This is a genomic window from Serratia sp. CC22-02 (assembly GCF_900182895.1).
In the GTDB taxonomy this organism is placed as follows: domain Bacteria; phylum Pseudomonadota; class Gammaproteobacteria; order Enterobacterales; family Enterobacteriaceae; genus Serratia; species Serratia nevei.
On sequence record NZ_FXUD01000006.1, the window covers coordinates 273,365 to 298,735 of the forward strand.

The window sequence follows — 25,371 nt, forward strand, 5'->3', positions numbered from 1 at the left end:
GCTTATAGATTTACTGGTGTGATGATTGGGCGCTTCGGCGCCCTTTTTTATGCGCGGGAAATTATTTGACGCCGTGCTGGGCGAACCATGCCAGCATGCGCTGCCAGCCATCTTGCGCCGCTTCGGCGTTGTAGCTGGGACGATAATCGGCGTTGAACGCATGCCCGACCTCGGGATACACCACGATTTCGGCCTCGGCGTTGGCGGCGCGGATCGCCTGACGCATGGTTTCCACCGTCTCCAGCGGGATGCCGCTGTCCTGCCCGCCATACAGCCCCAGCACCGGCGCCGACAGGTGGGTGGCGACGTCGACCGGCTGCTTCGGTGAATTCAGCGTTTTCTCGCCGACCAGTTTGCCGTACCAGGCGACCGCCGCCTTCAACTGCGGGTTATGCGCCGCGTACAGCCAGGTGATGCGGCCACCCCAGCAAAAACCGGTGATCGCTAGCTTGCCGGCGTCGCCGCCGTGGCGGATAGCCCAGTGCGCGGCGTGATCCAGATCCGACAGCACCTGACGATCCGGCACCTTGGTGACCAACTGCTGGAACAGCTCGCCGATATCGGTGTAGTCGTTGGCGTCGCCCTGGCGGAAATAGAGCTCGGGCGCGATCGCCAGATAGCCCTGCTTGGCCAGGCGGCGGCACAGATCCTGAATATGTTCATGGACGCCGAAGATTTCCTGCACCACCAGAACGATGGGGAAGGGGCCACTCTGGTCGGCGGGTTTGGCGACGTAGGCCGGCAGCGCGTCGCCCTGAGAAGGAATGGTCGTTTGCCCGGCGTGAATGCCCTGTTCGTCGGTGATAATCGCGGAGGCGGCCAACGGCGCGGCGGCCGGGGCGAATCCCCCCTGAGCCTGTTCTAATGTCATCACATGTTCGGTTTTCATTGCGGTCTCCGTGCAATAGAAAAAAGCGCTGAGATTAACTATAGGAAAGATTATCCATTATTGGCGCTGCGTGGCGCACTTTCGGACAAGTTGATAAAAAACGGCTAATTATCTGGCTTTGCGGCATTTTTAAGCGCTTTTTATCATGTTATTACGCGTTTTGCCCCGCGTAAGTGCCATAAGGTGCGTTAGAGGGCTTTTTTGTCCCTAAGCAACCGATAAGATGGGGTTATTTGGGATTGATCAGCTAAATAGTTTCAGCCGGCAACCGACGGGCAGAGGGCGGCAAGATTTGTCGGCTAGACTGAGGTATAGCGGTGCGCTCTGGGGGCGTTATAGTGCTTTTTTGTGATAAAAATCACAAAAAATATGTAGCATGTAATTTGTTTCTCTTTTCATAGTGACTATCGTCACGAAATTAAGCGGCGATTTTCAGTAGAGTGCTTTTTTGTTCCTCCCAATAAACATGATCCATGAGGAGTCTCGTATGTCTCAGTCTGACGTTTTTCATCTCGGCCTCACCAAGAACGATTTACAAGGGGCCCAGCTTGCTATCGTGCCGGGCGATCCGCAGCGCGTAGAGAAGATTGCCAAGCTGATGGAAAATCCGGTGCATCTGGCCTCCCATCGTGAATTCACTACCTGGCGCGCGGAGCTGGACGGCAAGGCGGTGATCGTCTGCTCTACCGGTATCGGCGGCCCCTCTACTTCTATCGCGGTGGAAGAGCTGGCGCAGCTGGGCATTCGCACCTTCCTGCGCATCGGCACCACCGGCGCCATTCAGGCGAACATCAACGTCGGCGACGTGCTGGTCACCACGGCGGCGGTACGCCTCGACGGCGCCAGCCTGCACTTTGCGCCGATGGAGTTCCCGGCGGTCGCGGACTTCGCCTGCACCACCGCGCTGGTGGAAGCGGCCAAGGCCAGCGGCGCTACCACGCACATCGGCGTGACCGCCTCCTCCGATACCTTCTATCCGGGCCAGGAGCGTTACGACACTTACTCCGGCCGCGTGGTCAGCCGCTTCAAAGGCTCGATGGAAGAGTGGCAGGCGATGGGTGTGATGAACTATGAAATGGAATCCGCCACGCTGTTGACCATGTGCGCCAGCCAGGGCCTGCGTGCCGGCATGGTGGCCGGGGTGATCGTCAACCGCACCCAGCAAGAGATCCCGAACGCCGAGACCATGAAAAACACCGAAAGCAAAGCGGTGCAGATCGTGGTGGACGCCGCTCGCCGCCTGCTGTAATCGCCTTTCCCCCAGCGGGCCGCCGACGCGGCCCGTTTTTCCATTCGCGGCGAATCTGTTACGGTGATACTCCTCAGCGCTGCGCCGATGGCTGCCGCGCGTTGTCATAACAAAAACAACGAGGACGTTTATGACCGCCCAGATCCTGCTTCATCCTTCGCTCGCGCCGCTCGACGGCGGCATCAATTTCCGCGACTTCGGCGGCAACGGCGTGGCCGACGGGCGCCGCATCAAGCGCGGCCTGCTGTTCCGCTCCGGCTCCCTCGAGCGGCTGACGGAAAACGACTGCACCTTTCTCGCCGGTGTGCCGGTGCGCTCGGTGCTGGACTACCGCGATGCCGACGAGGTGCAGGCCAAGCCGGATATTCTGTGGAATGGCGCCGATTATCACCACGTGCCGGCCAACCCGCTGAGCAGCGAAGTCAACGCCAACCTGGAGAAGCTCACCAACGAAACGTTGGCCGCCTTCGACGCCCGGGCGTTCATGCTGGAGCTGTATCGCCGCCTGCCGTTCGGCAATGCGGCCTATCAGCGGCTGGCGCAGCTGTTGAGCAATCCTGGCGGCGGTGCCATCGTGCAGCACTGCGCGGTCGGCAAGGATCGCACCGGGGTCGGTTCGGCACTGGTGCTGTTCGCGCTGGGGGCCGACGAAGCGACGGTGCTGGAAGACTATCTGCTGACCGAAACCACGCTGGCCACTTTCCGCGAGCAGATGTTGGATCAGCTGTCTATCAAGCTGAATGCGGCGGCGCTGGAGCAATTCGCCTACGTGCTCAGCGCGCGCGAGGAGTTCCTGATGACGGCGTTGGGCTGCATCCGTCAGCAATACGGTTCCACCGACCGCTGGCTGGAAGCGGAATACGGCCTGGGCGCAGCCCAGCGCGAAGCGCTGCAGGCGTTCTACCTCGAGTAAATCGCCGCGCGTTTAGCCGGGGTTTAACTCGCCCCGGCCTATCCTAGGCGGCGAATTATCGCGTATCAGGAGCCCCGCATTGAGCCTCAATGACGTTATCAACTGGGTCAGCGACGTCGTGCGTCAGCACGAAGGCTGGGCCATTCCCATCATCTTTTTCCTGGCGTTCGGCGAGTCGCTGGCGTTTTTGTCGCTGCTGCTGCCGGCCACGGTGATCCTGCTGGCGCTGGGCGCGCTGATCGGCGAAAGCGGCATCGCCTTTTGGCCGATTTGGGCCGCTGCCGCCGTCGGGGCGTTTTTCGGCGACTGGCTCTCTTACTGGATCGGCTATCACTATCAGGACCGGGTGGCGCATATGTGGCCGCTGTCGCGCAATCCGCAGCTGCTGGCGCGCGGCCACGCGTTCTTTGAACGCTGGGGCGTGCTGGGCATCTTCATCGGCCGCTTCTTCGGCCCGCTGCGCGCCGTGGTGCCGCTGGTGGGCGGCATTTGCGGCATGCCGCAGCGTTATTTCCAGTTAGCCAACGTCACGTCGGCGATGATCTGGGCGTTCGGCATTCTGGCGCCGGGGGCATTCGGCATCAAGTGGCTCAGCCAGTGGCTGGGCTGATTTCTCGCTAAATTGCGCAGCGCCGCGCAATATTGTGCGCGGCGGGCAAAATCAGGCTGGACATCCATACAGGCTCCCCTTAACGTGACGGGCAATGGGCGTGCGAAACGCCGGAACGGCAAGGTGCAACAGGAGGCAGGGTGGATACCAGTCTGATTTATGGGATTGGCGGCGTAACGATCGGCATGCTGTTGGGGTGGTTGATCGCCAGTCTGCGGGTGCAACAGACGAATGCGCAGCATGAAACCGAGCTGCGGTTGCTGGAGCAAGCGTTGCAGCAGGCGCAGCAGGAAACGGTGGCGCGACAGGAGGCTCTGCAGCGCCACGAGCAGCAGCTGCGGCAGAGCGAGCTGGAGCTACGTAACCTGCATAGCCAGCTGGCGGCCGGGCATGAAAAGCTTCAACAGCTCAACCATTGGCGCAACGAATGCGAATTGCTCAATCAGGAGCTGCGCGCCCAGCGCGAGGTTAACAGCGCGCAGGAGGCCGAGCTGCGCGAAGTCACCATCCGTCTGGAAGAGACGCGCATGGCGGCGGAGGAGAAGCAGCGCCTGCTTATCAACAGCGAACAACGCCTCACCACCCAGTTTGAAAACCTCGCCAACCGCATTTTTGAACACAGCGGCCGCAAGGTGGACGAGCAAAATAAGCAAAGCTTGGATCGGTTGCTGCTGCCGCTGCGTGAACAGCTGGACGGTTTCCGCCGTCAGGTGCAGGACAGCTTTGGTCAGGAGGCGCGGGAACGTCACACGCTGACGCACGAAATACGTAATCTGCAGCAGTTGAACGCACAGATGGCGCGCGAGGCCATTAACCTCACCAAGGCGCTTAAAGGCGACAACAAAACGCAGGGCAACTGGGGCGAAGTGGTGCTGAGCCGGGTGCTGGAGGCCTCCGGCCTGCGCGAAGGGCACGAGTATGAAACGCAGGTCAACGTGCGGGTGGATCACCAGAGCCGCATGCAGCCCGATGTGATCGTGCGCCTGCCGCAGGGCAAGGACGTGGTGATCGACGCCAAGATGTCGCTGATCGCCTACGAGCGCTATTTCAACGGTGAAGACGAGGTGGAGCGCGAAGCGGCGCTGAGCGAACATATCGCGTCGCTGCGCGGCCACATTCGCATGCTGGGCCGCAAGGACTATCAGCAGCTGCCGGGGCTGCGCTCGCTGGATTATGTGCTGATGTTCATTCCGGTCGAGCCTGCCTTCCTGCTGGCTATCGATCGCGAGCCGGAGCTGATCAGCGAAGCGCTCAAGCACAACATCATGCTGGTCAGCCCGACCACGTTGCTGGTGGCGCTGCGCACTATCACCAACCTGTGGCGCTATGAGCATCAAAGTCAGAACGCCCAGCGCATCGCCGATCGCGCGGCGAAACTGTATGACAAGATGCGGCTGTTCGTGGACGATATGTCCGCGCTGGGGCAGAGCCTGGACAAGGCGCAGGGCAGTTATCGTCAGGCGATGAACAAACTGAGCGAAGGCCGTGGTAACCTTATCGGCCAAATTGAAGGTTTCCGCGCGTTGGGGGTTGAGGTCAAACGGCCGATCAACCCGCTGCTGGCGCAGCAAGCCGGCGCGCAACACGATGAAGCGGAAGAGGCGAACGACGATGATGTCGCCGCGCTGCCGCAGACGAAAGACGATGACGATACCGCCGGGGAACCGGGCTTCGTTTCGCACGGCTGAGGCCGTGGCGAGGTGGGGTATTCCCCAGGCTTCTGGTACACTCATCCACACAAAATTGACTGAATAGCAGGCAGGACAATGGCAGATCAACCGCAGGAAACCACCGATTTCGGTTTTCGCACCGTCGCTAGAGACGAAAAACAGGCCATGGTGGCGGACGTTTTTCATTCGGTAGCGGCAAAGTATGACGTGATGAACGACCTGATGTCGTTCGGCATCCACCGTATCTGGAAGCGTTTCACCATTGACTGCAGCGGCGTGCGCCGTGGGCAGCGCGTGCTGGATCTGGCCGGCGGTACCGGCGATCTGGCGGCCAAGTTCTCCCGCATGGTCGGCGAGCAGGGGCAGGTGGTGCTGGCGGACATCAACGATTCGATGCTGAAGATGGGGCGCGAGAAGCTGCGCGATCGCGGCATCGTCGGCAACATCAATTACGTGCAGGCCAACGCCGAAGCGCTGCCTTTCCCGGACAATTACTTCGATTGCATCACCATCTCCTTTGGCCTGCGCAACGTCACCGACAAAGACAAAGCGCTACGCTCGATGTTCCGCGTGCTGAAGCCGGGTGGCCGCCTGCTGGTGCTGGAATTCTCCAAGCCGCTGCTGGCGCCGCTGAGCAAAGCTTACGATGCCTACTCGTTCCACGTATTGCCGAAGATCGGCGAGCTGGTGGTGAAGGATCCGGACAGCTACCGCTACCTGGCGGAATCGATCCGCATGCACCCCGATCAGGAAACCCTGAAGGGCATGATGGGCAACGCCGGTTTTGAAAACGTCACCTATTTCAACCTGACCGGTGGGATTGTCGCCCTGCATCGCGGCTTCAAGTTCTGAGAGGGAGATGCCGATGCTGTTTACCCCTCTGCTGACCGGTGCGCTGGAAACCTCGCTGAATAATCTGCTGTTTCGCGATCGCAGCATGAAAGCCGCTCGCCAACGCCTGGCGGGCAAGGTGCTGCGTATCGAACTGGAAGAGCTGGCTTCACCGCTGGTGCTGGTGTTCAGCGAACTGCGCGTGGACGTGCTGGGCCAGTCTGAGGACAGCGCCGATTGCACCGTGCGCAGCCGCATTCCCGCCTTACTGAAGCTGCGCGATCGCCAGCAGTTGCCGGTGCTGATGCGCAGCGGCGAATTGACGGTGGAAGGCGATATTCAGGTGGTGCAACAGCTGGTTGGCCTGCTCGATCTGGCGGAGTGGGATCCGGCGGAGTGGCTGGCGCCCTATATCGGCGATATCGCCGCCCAGGGCATTACGCAGGCGCTGGGAAAAGGCGCCTCGCTGCTGAAAACCGGCTTTATGCGCCGGCAGCAGGACATGGCGGAGGCGTTGACGGAAGAGTGGCGTCTGGCGCCGGGGCCGCTGGAAGTGGTGTGGTTCAACGAGGAAGTTGATGCACTCGCCCGCAGCGCGGAAGCGCTGTCTGCCCGCATGGACAAGTTGGAGGGCAAGCGATGACCCCAGGCGAACTGCGCCGTTTGTATTTTATCGTTCGCGTTTTTCTCAGCTATGGGCTGGACGAACTGATCCCTAAAATGCGTTTGACGCTGCCGCTGCGCTTCGGCCGCCGGCTGCTGTTCTGGATGCCGAATCGGCACAAGGACAAGCCGCTGGGTGAACGCCTGCGGCTGGCGCTGCAGGAGCTGGGGCCGGTCTGGATCAAGTTCGGCCAGATGATGTCGACCCGCCGCGATCTGTTTCCGCCGCAGATTGCCGATCAGCTGACTTTGTTGCAGGACCGGGTCGCGCCTTTCGACGGCGCGCTGGCGCGTAAACATATCGAACTGGCGATGGGCGGCCCGCTGGAAACCTGGTTCGACGATTTCGATCAGCAGCCGCTGGCCTCTGCTTCGATCGCGCAGGTGCATACCGCGCGGTTGAAAACCACCGGCCAGGAAGTGGTGCTGAAGGTGATCCGGCCGGATATCGGGCCGATCATCAAGGCCGACGTGCGCCTGATGTACCGTTTGGCCGGCTGGGTGCCGAAGCTGTTGCCGGACGGCCGCCGTCTGCGCCCGCGCGAAGTGGTGCGTGAGTATGAGAAAACCCTGCTGGACGAATTGAACCTGCTGCGCGAAGCGGCCAACGCCATTCAGCTGCGCCGCAATTTCGACGGCAGCCCGATGCTGTACGTACCGGAAGTTTATTCCGACTACTGCCGTGAAAGCGTATTGGTGATGGAGCGCATCTACGGCATTCCGGTCTCGGATATCGCCACGCTGGAGCAGCAGGGCACCAACATGAAACTGTTGGCGGAACGCGGCGTTCAGGTGTTCTTTACCCAGGTATTCCGCGACAGCTTCTTCCATGCGGACATGCATCCCGGTAATATTTTCGTCAGCTACGAACATCCGGAAGATCCTTGCTATATCGGCATCGACTGCGGCATCGTCGGCTCGCTGAACAAGGATGATAAACGCTACCTGGCGGAAAATTTCATCGCCTTCTTCAACCGCGATTACCGCAAGGTGGCGGAACTGCACGTCGACTCCGGTTGGGTGCCGCGCGACACCAATGTGGAAGACTTTGAATTCGCCATCCGCACCGTGTGCGAGCCGATTTTCGAGAAACCGCTGGCGGAGATTTCCTTCGGTAACGTGCTGCTGAACCTGTTCAACACCGCACGCCGCTTCAATATGGAAGTGCAGCCGCAGCTGGTGTTATTGCAGAAGACCTTGCTGTATGTTGAAGGACTGGGGCGCCAGCTCTACCCGCAGCTGGATCTGTGGACCACGGCCAAGCCGTTCCTTGAGAGCTGGCTGCGCGATCAGGTCGGCATCCCTGCCGTGGTGCGCGCGCTCAAAGAAAAAGCGCCGTTCTGGGCGGAGAAGCTGCCGGAACTGCCCGAGCTGTTTTACGACAGCCTGCAGCAGCATAAACTGTTGCAACAAAGCGTTGATAAGCTGACCAACCAAATGCAGGCTCAGCGGGTTCGTCAGGGGCAGTCACGTTATTTGTTCGGCGTTGGCGCTACACTCTTGGTAAGCGGCACGCTGTTGCTGCTGGGGCAAATCGAGGTGTTTCCTGCCTGGATGATGGCCGCCGGCATCGTATGCTGGGTGATTGGCTGGAAGCGAACCACCTGATTTAATTCGTCACTCTGGTAAAGTCGGCCCTATAATGCGGGCTGGCTTTGAAAGACCCTTTAAAATTAGAGGTAATTAAAATGGGCGGTATTAGTATTACGCAATTGTTGATCATCGCAGTGATCGTGGTGCTGCTGTTCGGTACCAAAAAACTGCGCACGCTGGGCTCCGATCTCGGCGCCTCGATCAAGGGCTTCAAGAAGGCGATCGGCGACGACACGCCGTCGACCCCCAACACGGCTGAGAAAAGCAGCCTGGATGACGCTGACTTCTCGGCCAAGCCTATTACCGATAAGCAGCCGGAAGTGAAACCGGAAGAGTCGAAGAACAAAGAGCAGGTATAAACCGTGTTTGACATTGGGTTTAGTGAGCTGCTGCTGGTGCTGGTGATCGGCCTGGTTGTTCTGGGGCCGGAACGGTTGCCGGTCGCGGTCAGAACGGTGTCGGGCTGGATCCGCGCGCTGCGCTCGCTGGCGGCCTCGGTGCAGCACGAACTGTCTCAGGAACTGAAGCTGCAGGAGCTGCAGGACAGCCTGAAAAAAGCGGAACAGGCTGGTTTGCAGAACCTGACGCCGGAGCTGAAGGCGTCAATGGATGAGCTGAAAGACGCGGCGGAATCATTGAAACGTACCTACCGGGGCGAGAAAGAAGAGCTGGCGAACACCATTCATAACCCGCAGGTCACCGATCCGGAAGCCTTGCACGACGGCGTGACGCCGGCGGAAGCGGCAACCAGCGCCAGCGCGCCCGCCGCCGTGCCAAAACCGGCAGCGGAGCCTGAGGCCGTCGCGCCTGTGTCATCGGCCGCGCCAGTGCCAGCGCAGCAGGCTAAAGCACCGGTGGAAACCGCGCCGGCACCTGTCGACCCTGTTGCGGATAAAACCCCAGCGTCTCACCAACCTAGTGGCGATCGTTAATACATGGCTGTTGAAGATACCCAACCCCTTATCAGTCATCTGATAGAGCTGCGCAAGCGGCTGTTGAACTCGATTATTTGCGTGCTGGCGGTGTTCGTGGTGCTGGTGTTTTTCGCCAACGACATCTACCAGCTGGTCTCTGCGCCGCTGCTCAAGCAGCTGCCGGCCGGGGCGAGCATGATCGCTACCGACGTGGCGTCACCGTTCTTTACGCCGATCAAGCTGACCATGATCGTCTCGGTGTTCGTCTCAGCGCCGATGATTCTGTATCAGGTGTGGGCATTCATCGCACCGGCGCTGTACAAGCATGAACGCCGCCTGATGATGCCGCTGCTGGTGTCCAGCAGCCTGTTGTTCTACCTCGGCATGGCTTTCGCCTACTTCATCGTGTTCCCGCTGGCCTTCGGCTTCTTTGCCAAGACCGCGCCGATGGGGGTGACCATCGCGACCGACATTAAAAACTACCTCGATTTCGTCATGGCGCTGTTTATGGCGTTTGGCGTCGCCTTCGAAGTGCCGGTCGCCATCATTCTGCTGTGCTGGAGCGGCGTCACCTCGCCGGAAGATCTGAAGAAGAAACGGCCGTATGTGTTGGTCGGCGCGTTTGTGGTCGGCATGCTGTTGACGCCGCCGGACGTGTTCTCGCAAACCCTGTTGGCAATACCGATGTATCTGCTGTTTGAAGTGGGAGTGTTCTTCGCTCGCTTCTATACCGGAAAACGTCGCCCGCAGGCGGAAGAAGAAGACGAAGGTGACGAACCCCCAGCCCCCTGATCCACATTGATTGCGAAGCCGCCCATTGGGCGGCTTTTGCTTTGGAAAAAACCATGTTTGATATCGGCGTTAATCTCACCAGCAGCCAATTCGCCAAAGACCGCCAGGCGGTGGTGGAACGCGCCCGCGTTGCGGGCGTGACGGGGATGTTGATTACCGGCACCGATCTGGCGGAGAGCCGCGAGGCCGCCGAACTGGCGCAGCAACATCCGGGCTACGGTTGGTCTACTGCCGGCGTGCATCCGCACTACGCCAGCGGTTGGGATGAACACACCGCCGAGCAGATTTATGCGTTGGCCGCGCGCCCTGAAGTGGCGGCGATCGGCGAATGCGGCCTGGATTTCAATCGCAACTTCTCGACGCCCGCGCAGCAGGAAGCGGCGTTCACCGCGCAGCTGGCGCTGGCGGCGGAGTTGGCGCTGCCGGTGTTTCTTCATTGCCGCGACGCACACGCACGTTTTGCCGAGCTACTGACGCCGTGGTTGGATAAACTGCCCGCGGCCGTGGTGCACTGCTTCACCGGCACCGCCGAAGAATTAACAAGCTGCCTGTCGCTGGGCCTGTCGATCGGGATTACCGGTTGGGTCTGCGACGAGCGGCGCGGCCTGGAATTGCGCGCCCTGTTGCCGCAGATCCCGGCCGAGCGTCTGTTGCTGGAAACGGACGCCCCTTATCTGTTGCCCCGGGATTTACAACCTAAACCCGCATCTCGCCGCAACGAACCCTGTTTCCTGCCCCATATCGTGCATCAGGTCGCCGTCTGGCGACAGGAAGAGCCGCAATGGCTGGGGCAAAAAACCGATGAGAACGCCCGCCGGCTATTCCGGCTGGTTTGAGCTAGGAGAAAACTATGAGCTATGCATTTCCGGGTACCTTCCCTGGTCGCCGTATGCGCCGCGTGCGCCGTCATGACTTCAGCCGCCGCCTGGTCGCCGAGAACCAACTGACGGTCAACGACCTGATTTATCCGGTGTTTGTCATGGAAGGTAGCAACCGTCAGGAAGAAGTGGCCTCGATGCCGGGCGTATCGCGCATGACGATCGATCTGCTGGTCAAGGAAGCGGAAACCATCGCCAAACTCGGCGTCCCGGTGATCTCCCTGTTCCCGGTGATCGAGCCGGGCTTGAAATCGCTGCATGCGGAAGAAGCCTATAACCCGGAAGGGTTGGTGCAGCGCACGGTGCGCGCGCTGAAAGACGCGGTGCCTGAGCTGGGCATTCTGACCGACGTAGCGCTCGATCCCTACACCACACATGGGCAGGACGGGGTCATCGATGAGCAGGGCTATGTGATTAACGACGTGACCAAAGACATCCTGGTGCGCCAGGCGCTGTCCCATGCCGAAGCGGGTGCCGAAATCGTGGCGCCGAGTGACATGATGGACGGCCGCATCGGGGCGATCCGCGATCGTCTGGAATTGCAGGGCCTGGTGAATACCCAGATTATGGCCTATTCCGCCAAGTATGCTTCCTGTTACTACGGCCCGTTCCGCGATGCGCTGGGCTCCAGCGGCAACCTGAAGGGCGGTAACAAGAAGACCTATCAGATGGATCCGGCCAACAGCGACGAAGCGCTGCAGGAGATTGCACAGGATCTGCAGGAAGGCGCGGACATGGTGATGGTGAAACCGGGCATGCCGTACCTCGACGTCGTACGCCGCGTGAAGGATACCTTCGGCGTGCCAACCTTCGCTTATCAGGTGTCCGGCGAGTACGCGATGCATATGGCGGCGATTCAGAACGGCTGGCTGCAAGAACAACCTGCGGTGATGGAGTCGTTGATGTGCTTCAAACGCGCCGGCGCCGACGGTGTGTTGACCTACTTCGCCAAGCGTGTTGCCCAGTGGCTGCACGACGACGCGATGCGTCGTTAAGCGCCAAATGAGCCAACAAAAAGGCGCCTGAGGGCGCCTTTTGCATTACATCTTCTGGAACTGTCGGTTGTCGATGCTTTGACTGACCTGTTTGTTGAGCAGGTTCAGCAACAACATGGAACGCGCCTCGCCGTCCGGCTCGGTGTAGATCGCCTGCAGCCCTTCGAATACGCCGTCGACGATCAGAACGGTATCCCCCGGCTGCGGGGTTTCCGGATCGACATAGGTTTCGCTGGCGTGCGTGCGTAGCTCATCGATCACCTTGCTCGGGATCACGCTCGGCAACGCGCCGAAACGCACGAAGTGGCTGACGCCGCGGGTGGCGCTGATGGTGGTGGTGTGAATGCGCTCCGGGTCGAACTCCACAAACAGATAGTTGGGAAACAGGGGTTCGCTGACCGCGATGCGCTTGCCGCGCACGATCTTTTCCAGCGTGATGATCGGGCTGAGGCAGTTTACCTGCTGCCGTTCCAGATGTTCCTGCGCTCGCAACAGCTGACCGCGTTTGCAATAAAGTAGATACCAGGATTCCATAATTTCACATGCCTTTCTGCCAGCCGGTAAGCATATCAAAAGCTATTCCGGATACATAGTGATGCAAGTTTCAGCGTGTAACATCACCTATCTCTATGAATATGCGGCTATTAGCGAGGGGTCACACACTTATCGATACGGCGCTGGTATAACAGAGGGCTGAAAATTTGTTACCGTCACAGTATGGCAAGGCGTTGCGCTACCGGCTGTGACGCTATTCATCGTTTTTGACCGAGGGGGAAAGAAATGGAGCTGTTTCTGTTGAGCAACGGCAAGCTGTCTGGCGAAGCCGAGCTGCTGGGGTACGCCAAAAGCCAACTGCTGGCGATGATTGCGCGTCGCGGCATCAAATCCGCCGTCTTTATCCCTTACGCCCTGATCCGTTATGACTACGACCAGCGTGCGCAGGAGCTGGCGCAAACGCTGGGCATCGAAGTCACCAGTATCCACCACGCCGCTTCGCCGGCGGCGGCGATCGCGCAGGCGGAGTGTATTTTGGTCAGCGGCGGCAATACCTGGTTGCTGAACCAAATGCTGCACGAACAAGGCCTGATCGTGCCTATCCAGCGCGCGGTGCGCGAGCGTGAGGTGCCTTACGTCGGCTGGAGCGCCGGTTGCAACGTGGCTACGCCGAGCATTCGTACCACCAATGATATGCCGGTGCGCTGCAGCGTGGTGCTGCCGGCGCTGGGGCTGTTCCCGGTGCAGATCAACCCGCATTACATCGACGCGCATATCAGCGGCCACATGGGCGAAACCCGTGACGAGCGCCTGGCGGAGTTCTGCGCGGTCAACCCGAGTGAATCGGTGGTGGCGCTGCGTGAAGGCAGCCTGCTGCACGTTGAAGGCGATGCGCTGCGTTACTTCAGCGCTAACGGGCAGGGCTTCAAGGTGTTCCGCCACGGCGAGGAGACGCGCGAATATCAGGATACGCGTGCGCTGGCCACGCTGGTGCCGTTCAACTGCGGCTGAGGGCCACCCCGCAGCGGGCGGCGTTAACAAAATTGCAGCAACAACCGTGAAGAGGGCTTATAATGCCCTCCCCACTGGCCGTTATAATGATCAGCATGAAATACCGTGACTTACGCGATTTCCTCTCGTTGCTGGAGAAGAGAGGGGAACTAAAACGCATCAGCCAGCCGATCGATCCTTACCTGGAAATGACGGAGATTGCCGATCGCACCCTGCGGGCGGGCGGCCCGGCATTGCTGTTTGAAAACCCGAAAGGCTACGACATGCCGGTGCTGTGCAACCTGTTCGGCACCGCCAATCGCGTGGCGATGGGCATGGGGCAGGAAGACATCAGCGCGCTGCGCGAAGTCGGCAAACTGCTGGCGTTCCTCAAAGAGCCTGAGCCGCCGAAAGGCTTCCGCGATCTGTTCGACAAAATGCCGAAGTTCAAGCAGGTGCTGAACATGCCGACCAAGGTGCTGGGGTCCGCGCCTTGTCAGGAGCAGGTATGGCAGGGTGAGGATGTCGATCTGGGCCGTATTCCGGTGATGCACTGCTGGCCGGAAGACGCCGCGCCGCTGATCACCTGGGGGCTGACGGTGACCCGTGGCCCGCATAAGGAACGGCAAAATCTCGGCATCTATCGCCAGCAGGTGCTGGGCAAGAACAAAGTGATTATGCGCTGGCTGTCGCATCGCGGCGGCGCGCTGGATTATCAGGAGTGGTGCCAGGCGCACCCCGGCGAGCGTTTCCCGGTTGCGGTGGCGCTGGGCGCCGATCCCGCCACCATCCTCGGTGCGGTCACGCCGGTGCCGGATACCCTGTCTGAATACGCTTTTGCCGGGCTGCTGCGCGGCAATAAAACCGAAGTGGTCAAGTGCCTTTCCAACGATCTGGAAGTGCCCGCCAGCGCCGAAATCGTGCTGGAAGGCTATATCGAGCCGGGTGAAATGGCGCCGGAAGGCCCTTACGGCGACCACACCGGTTACTACAATGAAATCGACCAGTTCCCGGTGTTCACCGTCACCCACATCACCCAGCGCCGCAACGCGATCTACCACTCGACCTATACCGGCCGCCCGCCGGATGAGCCGGCGATCCTGGGCGTGGCGCTGAACGAAGTGTTCGTGCCGATCCTGCAAAAACAGTTCCCGGAAATTGTCGATTTCTATCTGCCGCCGGAAGGGTGCTCGTACCGCCTGGCGGTAGTGACCATGAAAAAACAGTACGCCGGCCACGCTAAACGCGTGATGATGGGCGTCTGGTCGTTCCTGCGGCAGTTTATGTACACCAAATTTGTTATCGTCTGTGATGACGACGTCAATGCGCGCGACTGGAACGACGTGATTTGGGCGATCACCACACGAATGGATCCGGCAAGGGATACCGTTCTGGTGGAGAATACGCCGATCGACTATCTGGACTTCGCCTCGCCGGTTTCCGGCCTGGGTTCGAAGATGGGGCTGGACGCCACCAATAAATGGCCGGGTGAAACCGATCGCGAATGGGGCCGTCCGATTCAGATGGATGAAAAGGTACGTGCGCGCGTCGACGAAATCTGGGATGAGCTCGCAATCTTCAGTGACAGGGAGCCGACGCTGTAGCGTCAGGCCCTGTTCTCAGCTTTGCATTGATGACCCGACAGAGGGAACGCATGACAATATTGAGCTGTAAAGTGACCTCGGTAGAGGCCATTACCGATACGGTTTATCGGGTACGTCTGGTGCCCGAGCAGCCGTTTTCTTTCAAGGCAGGGCAATATCTGATGGTGGTGATGGACGAGCGCGACAAGCGTCCGTTCTCGCTGGCATCAACCCCGACGCAGCAAGATTACATCGAGCTGCACATCGGCGCTTCGGAGCTGAATCTGTACGCAATGGCAGTGATGGATCGCATCCTGAAAGAGCAGGCGATCACCGTCGACGTGCCGCACGGCGACGCCTGGCTGCGGGAAGAGGGCAGCCGTCCGCTGGTGCTGATCGCCGGCGGCACAGGTTTCTCTTACGCGCGTTCAATCTTGTTGACCGCGTTGGAGCAGCAGCCCGATCGCGACATTTCGATCTACTGGGGCGGGCGTGAGCTGAAGCACCTGTACGATTTGAGCGAGCTGGAAGCGCTGTCGTTGCAGCATCCGAATCTGAAGGTGATCCCGGTGGTCGAGCAGCCGGAAGCCGAATGGCGCGGCCGCAGCGGCACCGTGCTCAGCGCGGTGCTGCAGGATTTCGGCACGCTGGCGGAGCACGACATCTATATCGCCGGGCGTTTCGAGATGGCGAAAATCGCCCGTGAGCGTTTCTGCGCCGAGCGCGGCGCGCTGGAAGCGCATATGTTCGGCGATGCGTTTTCGTTTATCTGACCGATGCGGTGCGCAGTGAACGGGGTGGCCGAGGGTCGCCCCGTTTTTATTTGGGCGCCGGCAAACTTCAGGCATAAAAAACCCGCCCCTGACAGGCGGGAAGAACGGCAACTAAACTTGGCGGGATGCCGCGATTTGAAGTGGTGACGCGGTCATCCCAAGATAGACACAGCTAAACGCGTTCGAAGACGGTGGCGATGCCCTGGCCCAGGCCGATGCACATGGTCGCCAGGCCGAACTGCGCGTCGCGACGTTCCATGTTGTTCAACAGGGTGGTCGAGATGCGGGAGCCTGAACACCCCAGCGGGTGGCCGAGCGCGATGGCGCCGCCGTTCAGGTTGATCTTGTCGTCGATGCTGTCCATCAGCCCCAGATCCTTGATGCACGGCAGCGACTGGGCGGCGAACGCCTCGTTCAGCTCGAACAGATCGATGTCCTGCACGCTCAGACCGGCGCGTTTCAGCGCCAGCTTGCTGGCCGGCACCGGGCCGTAACCCATGATGGAAGGATCGCAGCCGACGACCGCCATCGAGCGGATGCGGGCGCGGGCTTTCAAACCGAGCGCTTTGGCGCGCGATTCGCTCATCAGCAGCATGGCGGAAGCGCCGTCCGACAGGGCGGAAGAACTGCCGGCGGTGACGGTGCCGTTGACCGGATCGAACGCCGGACGCAGGGCCGACAGGCTTTCGACGGTGGTTTCCGGGCGAATGACTTCATCGAAATCGTAACGGGTCAGCACGCCATCGGCGTCGTGGCCGTTGGTCGGTATGATCTCGTTTTTAAAGTAGCCCGCCAGCGTTGCCGCATGCGCGCGCTGGTGGGAGCGGGCGGCGAACTCATCCTGCATCTGGCGGCTGATGTTGTGCATCTTGGCCAGCATTTCGGCGGTCAGCCCCATCATCCCGGCGGCTTTGGCCACGCTGCGGCTCAGCCCCGGATGGAAATCCACGCCGTGGTTCATCGGCACATGACCCATGTGTTCCACGCCGCCGATCAGGCTGACGTGCGCGTCGCCGACCATGATGGCGCGCGCCGCGTCGTGCAGCGCCTGCATCGAAGAGCCGCACAGGCGGTTGACGGTCACCGCCGGCACGCGGTGCGGGATCTCGGCCAGCAGCGCGGCGTTACGGGCGATGTTGAAGCCTTGCTCCAGCGTCTGCTGCACGCAGCCCCAGTAAATGTCATCGATCTCGGCGGCATCCAGCGCCGGGTTGCGGCTCAGCACTTCACGCATCAGGTGAGCGGAGAGATCTTCGGCGCGCACCTGGCGGAAGGCGCCGCCCTTGGAGCGGCCCATCGGCGTGCGTACGGCATCAACAATAACTACGTTTTCCATCTTTATGACCTCATGCCGGTTGGCGGGTAGCGACGTCGGACAGCGGTGTCGCCACCGGGTAGTAGCTTTCATTGCGTTCGGCCTTGGCGCGCAGACCGGCCGGCACCTGATACAGCGCGCCGAGATGTGCGTAACGCTGGGCCAGCTCAACGTAGTTGGCGGTGCCGAGCGTATCCAGGTAGCGGAACGCGCCGCCGTGGAACGGAGGGAAGCCAATGCCGTAGACCAACGCCATATCGGCTTCCGCCGGGCTGGCGACGATCTTCTCTTCCAGGCAGCGAACCACTTCGTTGATCATCGGGATCATCATGCGCGCGATGATTTCTTCGTCGCTGATGGTCTGGCGCGGTTGGCTCACTTCGGCCAGCAGCGCATCGGTCTGCTCGTCGTTGTCCTTGCGCGGTTTGCCTTTGCTGTCCTGGCTGTAACGGTAGAAGCCCAGCTGATTTTTCTGACCGAAGCGCTGGTTGTCGAACATCACGTCAATGGCGTCGCGATAGTCTTTGCTCATGCGATCCGGGAAGCCGGCGGCCATTACCGCCTGCGCGTGGTGCGCGGTGTCGATGCCCACGACGTCGAGCAGGTAGGCCGGGCCCATCGGCCAGCCGAACTGTTTTTCCATCACTTTATCAATCTGACGGAAGTCGGCGCCGTCGCGCAGCAGCAGGCTGAAGCCGGCGAAATACGGGAACAGCACGCGGTTGACAAAGAAGCCCGGACAGTCGTTCACCACGATCGGCGTTTTGCCCATGCGGCTGGCGTAGGCCACCACTTTGGCGATGGTGTCGTCGCTGGTCTGTTCGCCGCGGATTATTTCAACCAGCGGCATGCGGTGTACCGGGTTAAAGAAGTGCATGCCGCAGAAGTTTTGCGGGCGCTTCAGCGATTTTGCCAGGTGATTAATCGGAATGGTCGAGGTGTTCGACGCCAGAACGGTGTCCTCACCGATCAGGTTTTCCACTTCCGACAGCACGGCGGCTTTGACCTTCGGATTCTCGACGACCGCCTCAACGATCACCTGTGCGCGCTCGATGCCGGCGTAGTCCAGCGTCGGTTGAATGGTCGACAGCACCTGCGCCATTTTCAGGCCATCCAGCTTGCCGCGCTCCAGTTGCTTATTGAGCAGCTTGGCCGCTTCGCTCATGCCCAGCGTCAGCGACTTGTCGCTGATGTCTTTCATGATCACCGGCACGCCTTTCAGCGCCGATTGGTAGGCGATGCCGCCGCCCATGATGCCGGCGCCCAGCACCGCCGCCTGTTTCGGCGCATCCACATTCTTGGCCAGCTTTTTCGCCTGGCCCTTCACGAACTGGTCGTTAAGGAAGATGCCGACCAGCGCGCGCGCTTCGTTGGAACGCGCCAACGGCACGAAGCTGGCGGTTTCCAGTTTCAGCGCTTCATCGCGGCCCAGCTTGGCGGCGGCTTCAATGGTCTTCACCGCGGTCATCGGCGCCGGGTAATGTTTCCCGGCGGTCTGCAGCACCATGCCTTTGGCGGTGGTGAAGCTCATCGCGGCTTCAATCGGGCTGAGCTTCAGCGGCTCCAGCTTAGGTTGACGCGCGGCGCGCCAGTCCAGCTTGCCGTCGATCGCCTGTTGCAGCATTTTCAGCGCCGCTTCGGCCAGTTTTTCCGGTGCCACTACCGCATCCACCAGACCGACTTTCAACGCGTCTTTGGCGCTGACGTCTTTGCCGGCGGCGATGATTTCCAGCGCGCTGTCGTTACCCAGCAGGCGCGGCAGGCGGACGGAACCGCCGAAGCCCGGCATGATGCCCAATTTGGTTTCCGGCAGGCCGATGCGCGCGTCCGGTGAGGCGACGCGGAAATCGGTCGCCAGAATGCATTCGCAACCGCCGCCGAGCGCATAGCCGTTAATGGCCGAAATGGTCGGCACCGGCAAATCTTCCAGCCGGTTAAAGACGTTGTTGGCGAACACCAGCCACTCTTGCAGCTTTTCAGCCGGTGCGGCGAACAGAGAAAGGAATTCGGTGATATCGGCGCCGACGATAAACGCGGCTTTGGAGGAGCGCAGCAGCAGCCCCTTCAGCTCAGGCTGGTTTTCCAGCACGGTGAGCGCTTCGCCCAGGCTGGCGACGGTGCGGGTGTCCAGCTTGTTGACCGAGCCCGGTGCGTTGAACACCAGCTCGGCGATGCCGTTATCGAGCCAGTGCAGTTGTAATGTTTCGCCTTGGTAGAGCATGTCTATCTCCTGAATCAGCGTATGATCTGGTATGACCAGATGATGAGGAGTGTGGTTTTTATGTTAAAAATATGCAAATGAGAGATTGCATATTTGCTGGTCGGATCACATCTCGCCAAGTTAGTTTTTTGATTTAAAACGAAGTTATATTTTATGTGCTATCGGCATTTGCTGGAGTCTGTCGGCCCTCATACACTTGCCTGCAGCGATTTAGCATTCAGACGAGGTAAGGCATGACTAAGGCGGCTTGTGTCAAACGCAGCGGCTTATGGAGTATTCCCGCCAGAACCATGACGCTGGCGTGTCTGTTGGTATTTATGGCGCAGATGGCGACGACCGTGTACCTGCCTTCGCTGCCGACGGTGATGCGCGAGTTGGCAATGAGCCGGCGCGCCACCGAGCTGTCCATTTCGATCTTCGTCATCGGCGCTGCCTTGCCGGTGCTGTTCTGGGGCGCGGCTGCCGATCGCTTTGGCCGCCGAGCGCCGCTGACGCTTTCCCTGCTGCTTTTCATTGGCTGCAGCGGGCTGTTGGCGCTGTGCAGCAACGGTGCCCAGCTGCTAGCGCTGCGCGCGCTGCAGGGTGTGGGCGCCGGTGGCGCGGCGATCATTGCACGCATCATCGTGCGGGATAACTGGAGCGGTGACGAGCTGGCGCGCCGGCTGTCGGTGCTCTCTATCGCTTTTATCACCGCGCTGGGCGGCGGTCAGTTCGTCGGCGGCCTGCTCAGCCAATATTCGCACTGGCAGATGGGCTTCGTCTTGATGGGTGCCACCGGTTTGGCCATTCTGGCGCTGATGGCGACGCTGCCGCTGGAGGCGGGGCGCGATCGCGGGCCTCGCCCGGCGATGACGGCTACCTACTTCGCCATCCTGCAGCGGCCGGGATTTTTTTGGCCGGCCTGCGTCGGCGGGCTGGGTTTCGCCACCACGGTGACGTTGCAGGAGGTGAGCCCGTTCGTCATGCAACAGGGTTTTGGTCTCAACGTCACGGCGTTCGGCGCGCTGGGCTTGGTGATCGGCATCGCCTACTTTAGCGGCGCGTTGACGGTGAACCGTACGGTGGCGCGCGTCGGCGGGAAAAAACTGATGCAAACCGGCAGCGGCATCGTGGCCCTGGCGACGGTGGCGATCCTGATATTGTGGTGGAGCGGCATTCTGGCCGGCCTTTCCGGTATGGCGCTGTTCATCGCGCTGTATTGCCTGACTATTTTTGGCCAGGCGGTGTTGTTTCCCAACAGCATGGCGATGGCGGTCAGCGACGCCAAAGAGTACGGTGCCTATGCGATGGCGCTGTGCGGCTTTCTGCAGCAGTGTCTGGCGGGCGTCGCCGCGGCCGGCGCGGTGTTGTTGGAGCACCATGGCCTGTGGGCGCTGGCGATAGCGGTGCTCGGCCTGGCCGGTTGGCTAATGGTTAAACTGCGGATGTAACGGCATTTGCAGGGAATTGCGAGCTGCTCCGCATGCCCAACGCGATGAGGTTGGTGCGTCGGAGCGCTGTGTTAAGATGGCTTCTTTCGTGCTAAGGCATAAGGGTACTGTGATGGAAACGCTGGCTTCTTTGTATAACGACCACCTGGCAGAGCTGCAAAAACGCGCGCGCGAAGTGCTGGAGCGCAACAAGTTGGATGCGCTGCTGATTCACTCCGGAGAACTGCAAAAGGTATTTTTGGACGACCATAGCTATCCGTTCAAAGTGAACGCGCATTTCAAAGCCTGGGTGCCGGTGACGTCGGTGCCGAACTGCTGGTTGTGGATCGACGGTGTTAACAAGCCGAAGCTGTGGTTCTACTCCCCGGTTGACTACTGGCACAGCGTAGAGCCGCTGCCGGACAGTTTCTGGACCAAATCCCTTGAATTGATGCCGCTGGCCAACGCCGACGCCATCGCCCAGCAGCTTCCGCCGCAGCGCGAGCGCGTGGGCTATATCGGTTATGCGCAACAGCGCGCCCGCGATCTCGGCATCCCTTCCGAGAACATCAACCCGAAAGCGGTGTTGAACTACCTGGATTTCCACCGTTCGATCAAAACCGGCTATGAGCTGGCCTGCATGCGCGAAGCGCAGAAGACGGCGGTAACCGGCCATCGTGCGGCGCATGAGGCCTTCCTCTCCGGCATGAGCGAGTTCGACATCAACCTGGCCTACCTGACGGCGACCGGCCACCGCGATACCGACGTACCTTACGACAACATCGTGGCGCTGAACGAACACGCTTCGGTGCTGCACTACACCAAGCTGGATCATCAGCCGCCGGCCGAATCCCTGAGTTTCCTGATCGACGCCGGCGCGGAATATAACGGCTACGCCGCCGATCTGACCCGCACCTACGCGGCGCAAAGCGGCAGCGAGTTCGCCCACCTGGTGAAAGATCTCAACGCTGAACAGCTGGCGCTGATCGATACCATCAAGACCGGCGTGCGCTATACCGACTACCATGTGCAGATGCACCAGCGCATCGCCAAGCTGCTCAAGAATCACAAGTTGGTGAGCGGCCTCAGCGAAGAGGCGATGGTGGAAACGGGCATCACCACGCCGTTCCTGCCGCACGGGCTGGGCCACCCGCTGGGCCTGCAGGTGCACGACGCCGCCGGCTTTATGCAGGACGAGCAAGGCACCCATCTGGCGGCGCCGTCCAAGTATCCGTTCCTGCGTTGCACCCGCGTGTTGCAGCCGGGCATGGTGTTGACTATCGAGCCGGGTCTGTACTTCATCGAATCGCTGTTGGCGCCGTGGCGCAGCGGTGAGTTCAAGCAGCACTTCGCCTGGGATCGCATCGATGCGCTGAAGCCGTATGGCGGCATCCGTATCGAAGACAACATCGTGATCCACGAAAAGCGCATCGAGAACATGACGCGCGATCTGAACCTGGCCTGATGCGGCCGTACCCGATACCGGCGGAAGCAACCAGCTTTACCGAAGAAATAAAGAAGAGCCGTTTTATCACCCTGCTGGCGCCGACCAGCGGGGTAGAAGCGGCAAAGGCGTTTATTCAGCAGGTGCGGGATGAGCACCCGGCGGCGCGGCACCATTGTTGGGCTTTCGTCGCCGGCAGCCCCGATGACTCGCAGCAGCTGGGGTTTTCCGACGACGGAGAACCGTCGGGCACCGCCGGCAAACCGATCCTCGCGCAGCTGATGGGCAGCGGTATCGGCGAAGTGACCGCCGTGGTCGTTCGTTACTATGGCGGGGTCAAGCTGGGCACCGGCGGGCTGGTGAAAGCCTATGGCAACGGTGTTCAACAGGCGTTGAAGCAGTTGGCGTTGGCGCAAAAGGTGCCGGAAGCCGAATATATCTTGCAGTGCGACTATGCGCAGCTGGCGCTGGTGGAGAACTTGCTGCAGCAAACTGCAGGTCGGATCTTACAGGGCGAATACGGCGCCGCCGTCGTACTGCACCTGGCGTTGCCGGCCACCGAGGTCGAGCTGTTTGGAAATAAATTGCGTGATCTCAGTCGCGGTAATTTGCAATTAACCCCCATTTCGCAATAATTCCTCCCAATTGAATTGTTAAGGATCGTGCTGAAATGCATTTTCGCGCCATAACCCGTATCGTTGGTCTGCTGGTCATCCTGTTCTCGGGGACGATGTTTATTCCCGGCCTGGTGGCATTGATTTACCGCGATGGGGCGGGGCGTGCATTCAGCCAAACCTTCTTCGTGGCGCTGACTATCGGCCTGATGCTGTGGTGGCCGAACCGCAAACAGAAACACGAGCTGAAGCCCCGAGAAGGCTTTCTGATCGTCGTGCTGTTCTGGACCGTGCTGGGCAGCGTGGGGGCATTGCCGTTCCTGTTTTCGGAACGGCCCAACCTGTCGCTGACCGACGCCTTCTTTGAATCCTTCTCGGGATTGACGACCACCGGTGCGACGACGCTGGTGGGATTGGACTCGCTGCCGAAGGCCATTCTGTTCTATCGCCAAATGCTGCAATGGATGGGCGGCATGGGGATCATCGTGTTGGCGGTGGCGATACTGCCGATACTCGGCGTCGGCGGCATGCAGCTGTATCGGGCGGAAATGCCCGGGCCGCTGAAAGACAACAAGATGCGTCCACGCATCGCCGAAACCGCCAAAACCCTGTGGCTAATCTATGTATTGCTGACCGTCGCCTGTGCGCTGGCGCTCTGGGGGGCTGGGATGTCGGTGTTCGACGCCATCGGCCACAGTTTCTCGACCATCGCCATCGGCGGTTTTTCTACCCACGACGCCAGTATCGGTTATTACGCCAGTCCGACCATCAACACCATCATCGCCGTGTTCCTGCTGATTTCCGGCTGTAACTACGGCCTGCACTTCGCTTTGCTAAGCGGCCGCAGTCTGAAGGTGTATGGGCGCGATCCTGAATTCCGCATGTTCATCTTCGTCCAGTTGACGCTGGTGGTGGTATGTACGTTGGTGCTCTGGGGACATGGCGTCTATAAGAGCGGTATGGAAACGCTCAATCAGGCGTTCTTCCAGGTGGTATCGATGGCGACCACGGCCGGTTTTACGACCGACAGCATCGCCAAGTGGCCGCTGTTTCTGCCTATGTTGTTGCTGTGTTCGGCGTTCATCGGCGGTTGCGCCGGCTCGACCGGCGGTGGCCTGAAGGTGATCCGTATCCTGCTTCTGTACCTGCAGGGCTCGCGCGAGTTGAAAAGGTTGGTGCACCCCAACGCGGTCTATACCATCAAATTGGGCAACCGCGCGCTGCCGGAACGCATCCTGGAGGCGGTATGGGGATTCTTCTCTGCCTATGCGCTGGTGTTTATCGTCAGCATGCTGGCGATCATTGCCACCGGCGTTGACGACTTTTCCGCGTTCGCCGCAGTGACGGCAACGCTCAATAACCTCGGCCCCGGCTTGGGCGTAGTGGCGGATAACTTCACCACGATGCCGGCGGCGGCCAAGTGGATCCTGGTGGTGACGATGCTGTTCGGGCGCCTGGAAGTGTTCACATTGCTGGTGCTGTTCACGCCAACCTTCTGGCGTGAGTGAGCCTGATATAAGGAGTACGCCATGAAGGCATTGATACTTTATTCGAGCCGTGACGGGCAAACACGCGCTATCGCTTCTTATATAGCAAGCAAGCTGCAGGACACGCTGCGTTGTGAGGTGCTCGATCTGCTGCAGGCGGAACAGGTCGATCTTAGCCAGTATCAGCAGGTGATGATCGGCGCTTCTATCCGTTACGGGCACTTTAACCCGGCGCTGGATAAATTCGTCAAGCGCCATGCCGAGCAACTGAATCGAATGCCGAGCGCGTTCTTTGCCGTGAACCTGACTGCGCGTAAACCGGAAAAGCGCTCGCCGCAAACCAACGCTTATACCCGCAAGTTCCTGCTGGCCTCGCCGTGGCAGCCAAAACAGTGCGCGGTGTTTGCCGGCGCATTGCGTTATCCGCGCTATCGCTGGTTCGACCGCATCATGATTCAATTTATTATGCGTATGACGGGCGGTGAAACGGATACCAGTAAGGAAGTGGAGTACACCGATTGGCAGCAGGTCGACCGTTTCGCCCAAGAATTTAGCCAGATCCAGTACGAAAAGTGACAAAAATGCGGGTTTGGCCAGCGTTTTGCCGAAAAAACCCGCGCTTGAAAAGTTTTTTGCAATTAGGGGTTGCGGCCCGCCGAGAACTCCCTATAATGCGCCTCCACTGACCGGGAACAACGACTGACAAGCCGCCGGGTCAGCGAGAGGAAAGCGAAATAAACGCTTGACTCTCAGGGCGAAAAGCGTAATATACGCAGCCCGCGCCGATGAGTTTCTCGGCACTGCTCTTTAACAATTTATCAGACAATCTGTGTGGGCACTCCACAAGACGATATCCAGCATCTTCGGATGCAAAAAAATATCAAGTCTTGAAGAGTGACTAACTGAAGTAAAATTCATGCAGTAAATCTTTGAGCATCGCTTCTCGAGTGGAAGCAAATCAAGCTTTTAATTGAAGAGTTTGATCATGGCTCAGATTGAACGCTGGCGGCAGGCTTAACACATGCAAGTCGAGCGGTAGCACA

24 protein-coding genes and 1 rRNA gene are annotated in these 25,371 nt (G+C 60.0%); 21 read left to right on the plus strand and 4 right to left on the minus strand.

Translation table 11 applies throughout. The features are described from left to right. Positions 1 to 61: 61 nt before the first annotated feature. Positions 62 to 889 (minus strand): dienelactone hydrolase family protein, encoded by an 828-nt coding sequence (locus QOL81_RS19890; protein WP_038874174.1) that lies wholly within the window; start codon positions 887 to 889, stop codon positions 62 to 64. 487 nt (positions 890 to 1,376) lie between these two features. Here QOL81_RS19890 and udp point away from each other — a divergent pair, with 487 nt between their 5' ends. The 12 genes from udp (at position 1,377) to hemB (ending at position 11,997) form a co-directional block, all read left to right on the plus strand. Beyond that, positions 1,377 to 2,138, plus strand: coding sequence for a uridine phosphorylase (gene udp, locus QOL81_RS19895; RefSeq protein WP_004934432.1), 762 nt, complete (start codon positions 1,377 to 1,379; stop codon positions 2,136 to 2,138). Between the two features lie 130 nt (positions 2,139 to 2,268). Beyond that, positions 2,269 to 3,051 (plus strand): tyrosine-protein phosphatase, encoded by a 783-nt coding sequence (locus QOL81_RS19900; RefSeq protein ID WP_049209368.1) that lies wholly within the window; start codon positions 2,269 to 2,271, stop codon positions 3,049 to 3,051. 79 nt (positions 3,052 to 3,130) lie between these two features. Beyond that, positions 3,131 to 3,661: a DedA family protein gene (locus tag QOL81_RS19905; protein ID WP_019455291.1), complete on the plus strand. Its 531-nt coding sequence runs from the start codon at positions 3,131 to 3,133 to the stop codon at positions 3,659 to 3,661. Positions 3,662 to 3,801: 140 nt separating this feature from the next. After that, a complete protein-coding gene (gene rmuC / locus QOL81_RS19910) occupies positions 3,802 to 5,349 on the plus strand; it encodes a DNA recombination protein RmuC (RefSeq protein WP_283439998.1) in 1,548 nt (515 codons plus the stop codon). 78 nt (positions 5,350 to 5,427) lie between these two features. Next, positions 5,428 to 6,183 carry a bifunctional demethylmenaquinone methyltransferase/2-methoxy-6-polyprenyl-1,4-benzoquinol methylase UbiE gene (gene ubiE / locus QOL81_RS19915; protein ID WP_025304918.1) on the plus strand — a complete coding sequence of 252 codons (756 nt, stop codon included), beginning with the start codon at positions 5,428 to 5,430 and terminating at the stop codon, positions 6,181 to 6,183. Between the two features lie 13 nt (positions 6,184 to 6,196). After that, positions 6,197 to 6,805 (plus strand): ubiquinone biosynthesis protein UbiJ, encoded by a 609-nt coding sequence (gene ubiJ / locus QOL81_RS19920; protein WP_060424142.1) that lies wholly within the window; start codon positions 6,197 to 6,199, stop codon positions 6,803 to 6,805. Continuing rightward, positions 6,802 to 8,433, plus strand: coding sequence for a ubiquinone biosynthesis regulatory protein kinase UbiB (ubiB, locus tag QOL81_RS19925; RefSeq protein WP_038874180.1), 1,632 nt, complete (start codon positions 6,802 to 6,804; stop codon positions 8,431 to 8,433). The genes ubiJ and ubiB overlap by 4 nt, the downstream gene beginning before the upstream one ends. Positions 8,434 to 8,513: 80 nt before the next feature. Then, the gene (gene tatA, locus QOL81_RS19930; protein WP_004934452.1) at positions 8,514 to 8,777 is read left to right on the plus strand and encodes a Sec-independent protein translocase subunit TatA; all 264 of its coding nucleotides are present in this window, start codon (positions 8,514 to 8,516) and stop codon (positions 8,775 to 8,777) included. A gap of 3 nt (positions 8,778 to 8,780) precedes the next feature. Continuing rightward, positions 8,781 to 9,350, plus strand: coding sequence for a Sec-independent protein translocase protein TatB (gene tatB, locus QOL81_RS19935; protein ID WP_283439999.1), 570 nt, complete (start codon positions 8,781 to 8,783; stop codon positions 9,348 to 9,350). 3 nt (positions 9,351 to 9,353) lie between these two features. Beyond that, entirely contained in the window at positions 9,354 to 10,124 is a 771-nt protein-coding gene (gene tatC, locus QOL81_RS19940; protein ID WP_004934456.1) for a Sec-independent protein translocase subunit TatC, read from the plus strand. A 53-nt stretch (positions 10,125 to 10,177) separates the two neighbouring features. Further along, on the plus strand, positions 10,178 to 10,960 hold the full coding sequence (gene tatD, locus QOL81_RS19945; RefSeq protein ID WP_197658549.1) for a 3'-5' ssDNA/RNA exonuclease TatD: 783 nt from the start codon (positions 10,178 to 10,180) through the stop codon (positions 10,958 to 10,960). 14 nt (positions 10,961 to 10,974) lie between these two features. After that, entirely contained in the window at positions 10,975 to 11,997 is a 1,023-nt protein-coding gene (gene hemB / locus QOL81_RS19950; RefSeq protein ID WP_033636707.1) for a porphobilinogen synthase, read from the plus strand. Positions 11,998 to 12,042: 45 nt separating this feature from the next. On the opposite strand, the gene rfaH is transcribed toward hemB, so the two are convergent. Continuing rightward, a complete protein-coding gene (gene rfaH, locus QOL81_RS19955) occupies positions 12,043 to 12,531 on the minus strand; it encodes a transcription/translation regulatory transformer protein RfaH (RefSeq protein ID WP_283440000.1) in 489 nt (162 codons plus the stop codon). A gap of 246 nt (positions 12,532 to 12,777) precedes the next feature. Here rfaH and pepE point away from each other — a divergent pair, with 246 nt between their 5' ends. The 3 genes from pepE (at position 12,778) to fre (ending at position 15,838) form a co-directional block, all read left to right on the plus strand. Then, entirely contained in the window at positions 12,778 to 13,503 is a 726-nt protein-coding gene (gene pepE / locus QOL81_RS19960) for a dipeptidase PepE (protein ID WP_060424139.1), read from the plus strand. A gap of 86 nt (positions 13,504 to 13,589) precedes the next feature. Then, a complete protein-coding gene (ubiD, locus tag QOL81_RS19965; protein WP_025304926.1) occupies positions 13,590 to 15,086 on the plus strand; it encodes a 4-hydroxy-3-polyprenylbenzoate decarboxylase in 1,497 nt (498 codons plus the stop codon). A 50-nt stretch (positions 15,087 to 15,136) separates the two neighbouring features. Then, on the plus strand, positions 15,137 to 15,838 hold the full coding sequence (gene fre / locus QOL81_RS19970; protein WP_004934474.1) for an NAD(P)H-flavin reductase: 702 nt from the start codon (positions 15,137 to 15,139) through the stop codon (positions 15,836 to 15,838). A gap of 172 nt (positions 15,839 to 16,010) precedes the next feature. Here the strand turns inward: fre and fadA are convergent, their stop codons facing one another. After that, positions 16,011 to 17,174: an acetyl-CoA C-acyltransferase FadA gene (gene fadA / locus QOL81_RS19975; RefSeq protein WP_025304928.1), complete on the minus strand. Its 1,164-nt coding sequence runs from the start codon at positions 17,172 to 17,174 to the stop codon at positions 16,011 to 16,013. Between the two features lie 10 nt (positions 17,175 to 17,184). Then, entirely contained in the window at positions 17,185 to 19,374 is a 2,190-nt protein-coding gene (gene fadB / locus QOL81_RS19980; RefSeq protein WP_174137502.1) for a fatty acid oxidation complex subunit alpha FadB, read from the minus strand. 233 nt (positions 19,375 to 19,607) lie between these two features. Here fadB and QOL81_RS19985 point away from each other — a divergent pair, with 233 nt between their 5' ends. The 6 genes from QOL81_RS19985 to QOL81_RS20010 all read left to right on the plus strand — a co-directional run. After that, positions 19,608 to 20,804, plus strand: coding sequence for an MFS transporter (locus tag QOL81_RS19985; RefSeq protein ID WP_070915664.1), 1,197 nt, complete (start codon positions 19,608 to 19,610; stop codon positions 20,802 to 20,804). A gap of 112 nt (positions 20,805 to 20,916) precedes the next feature. After that, a complete protein-coding gene (gene pepQ, locus QOL81_RS19990) occupies positions 20,917 to 22,248 on the plus strand; it encodes a Xaa-Pro dipeptidase (RefSeq protein WP_049272479.1) in 1,332 nt (443 codons plus the stop codon). Continuing rightward, positions 22,248 to 22,862, plus strand: a complete 615-nt coding sequence (locus QOL81_RS19995) for an IMPACT family protein (RefSeq protein WP_049202417.1) — start codon at positions 22,248 to 22,250, stop codon at positions 22,860 to 22,862. Before pepQ ends, QOL81_RS19995 begins: the two co-directional genes overlap by 1 nt. A 35-nt stretch (positions 22,863 to 22,897) precedes the next feature. Next, positions 22,898 to 24,349, plus strand: a complete 1,452-nt coding sequence (gene trkH / locus QOL81_RS20000) for a Trk system potassium transporter TrkH (protein WP_004934492.1) — start codon at positions 22,898 to 22,900, stop codon at positions 24,347 to 24,349. Between the two features lie 21 nt (positions 24,350 to 24,370). Further along, positions 24,371 to 24,904, plus strand: coding sequence for a menaquinone-dependent protoporphyrinogen IX dehydrogenase (hemG, locus tag QOL81_RS20005; protein ID WP_283440001.1), 534 nt, complete (start codon positions 24,371 to 24,373; stop codon positions 24,902 to 24,904). Between the two features lie 391 nt (positions 24,905 to 25,295). Continuing rightward, positions 25,296 to 25,371, plus strand: a 16S ribosomal RNA gene (locus QOL81_RS20010); the annotation flags it as partial.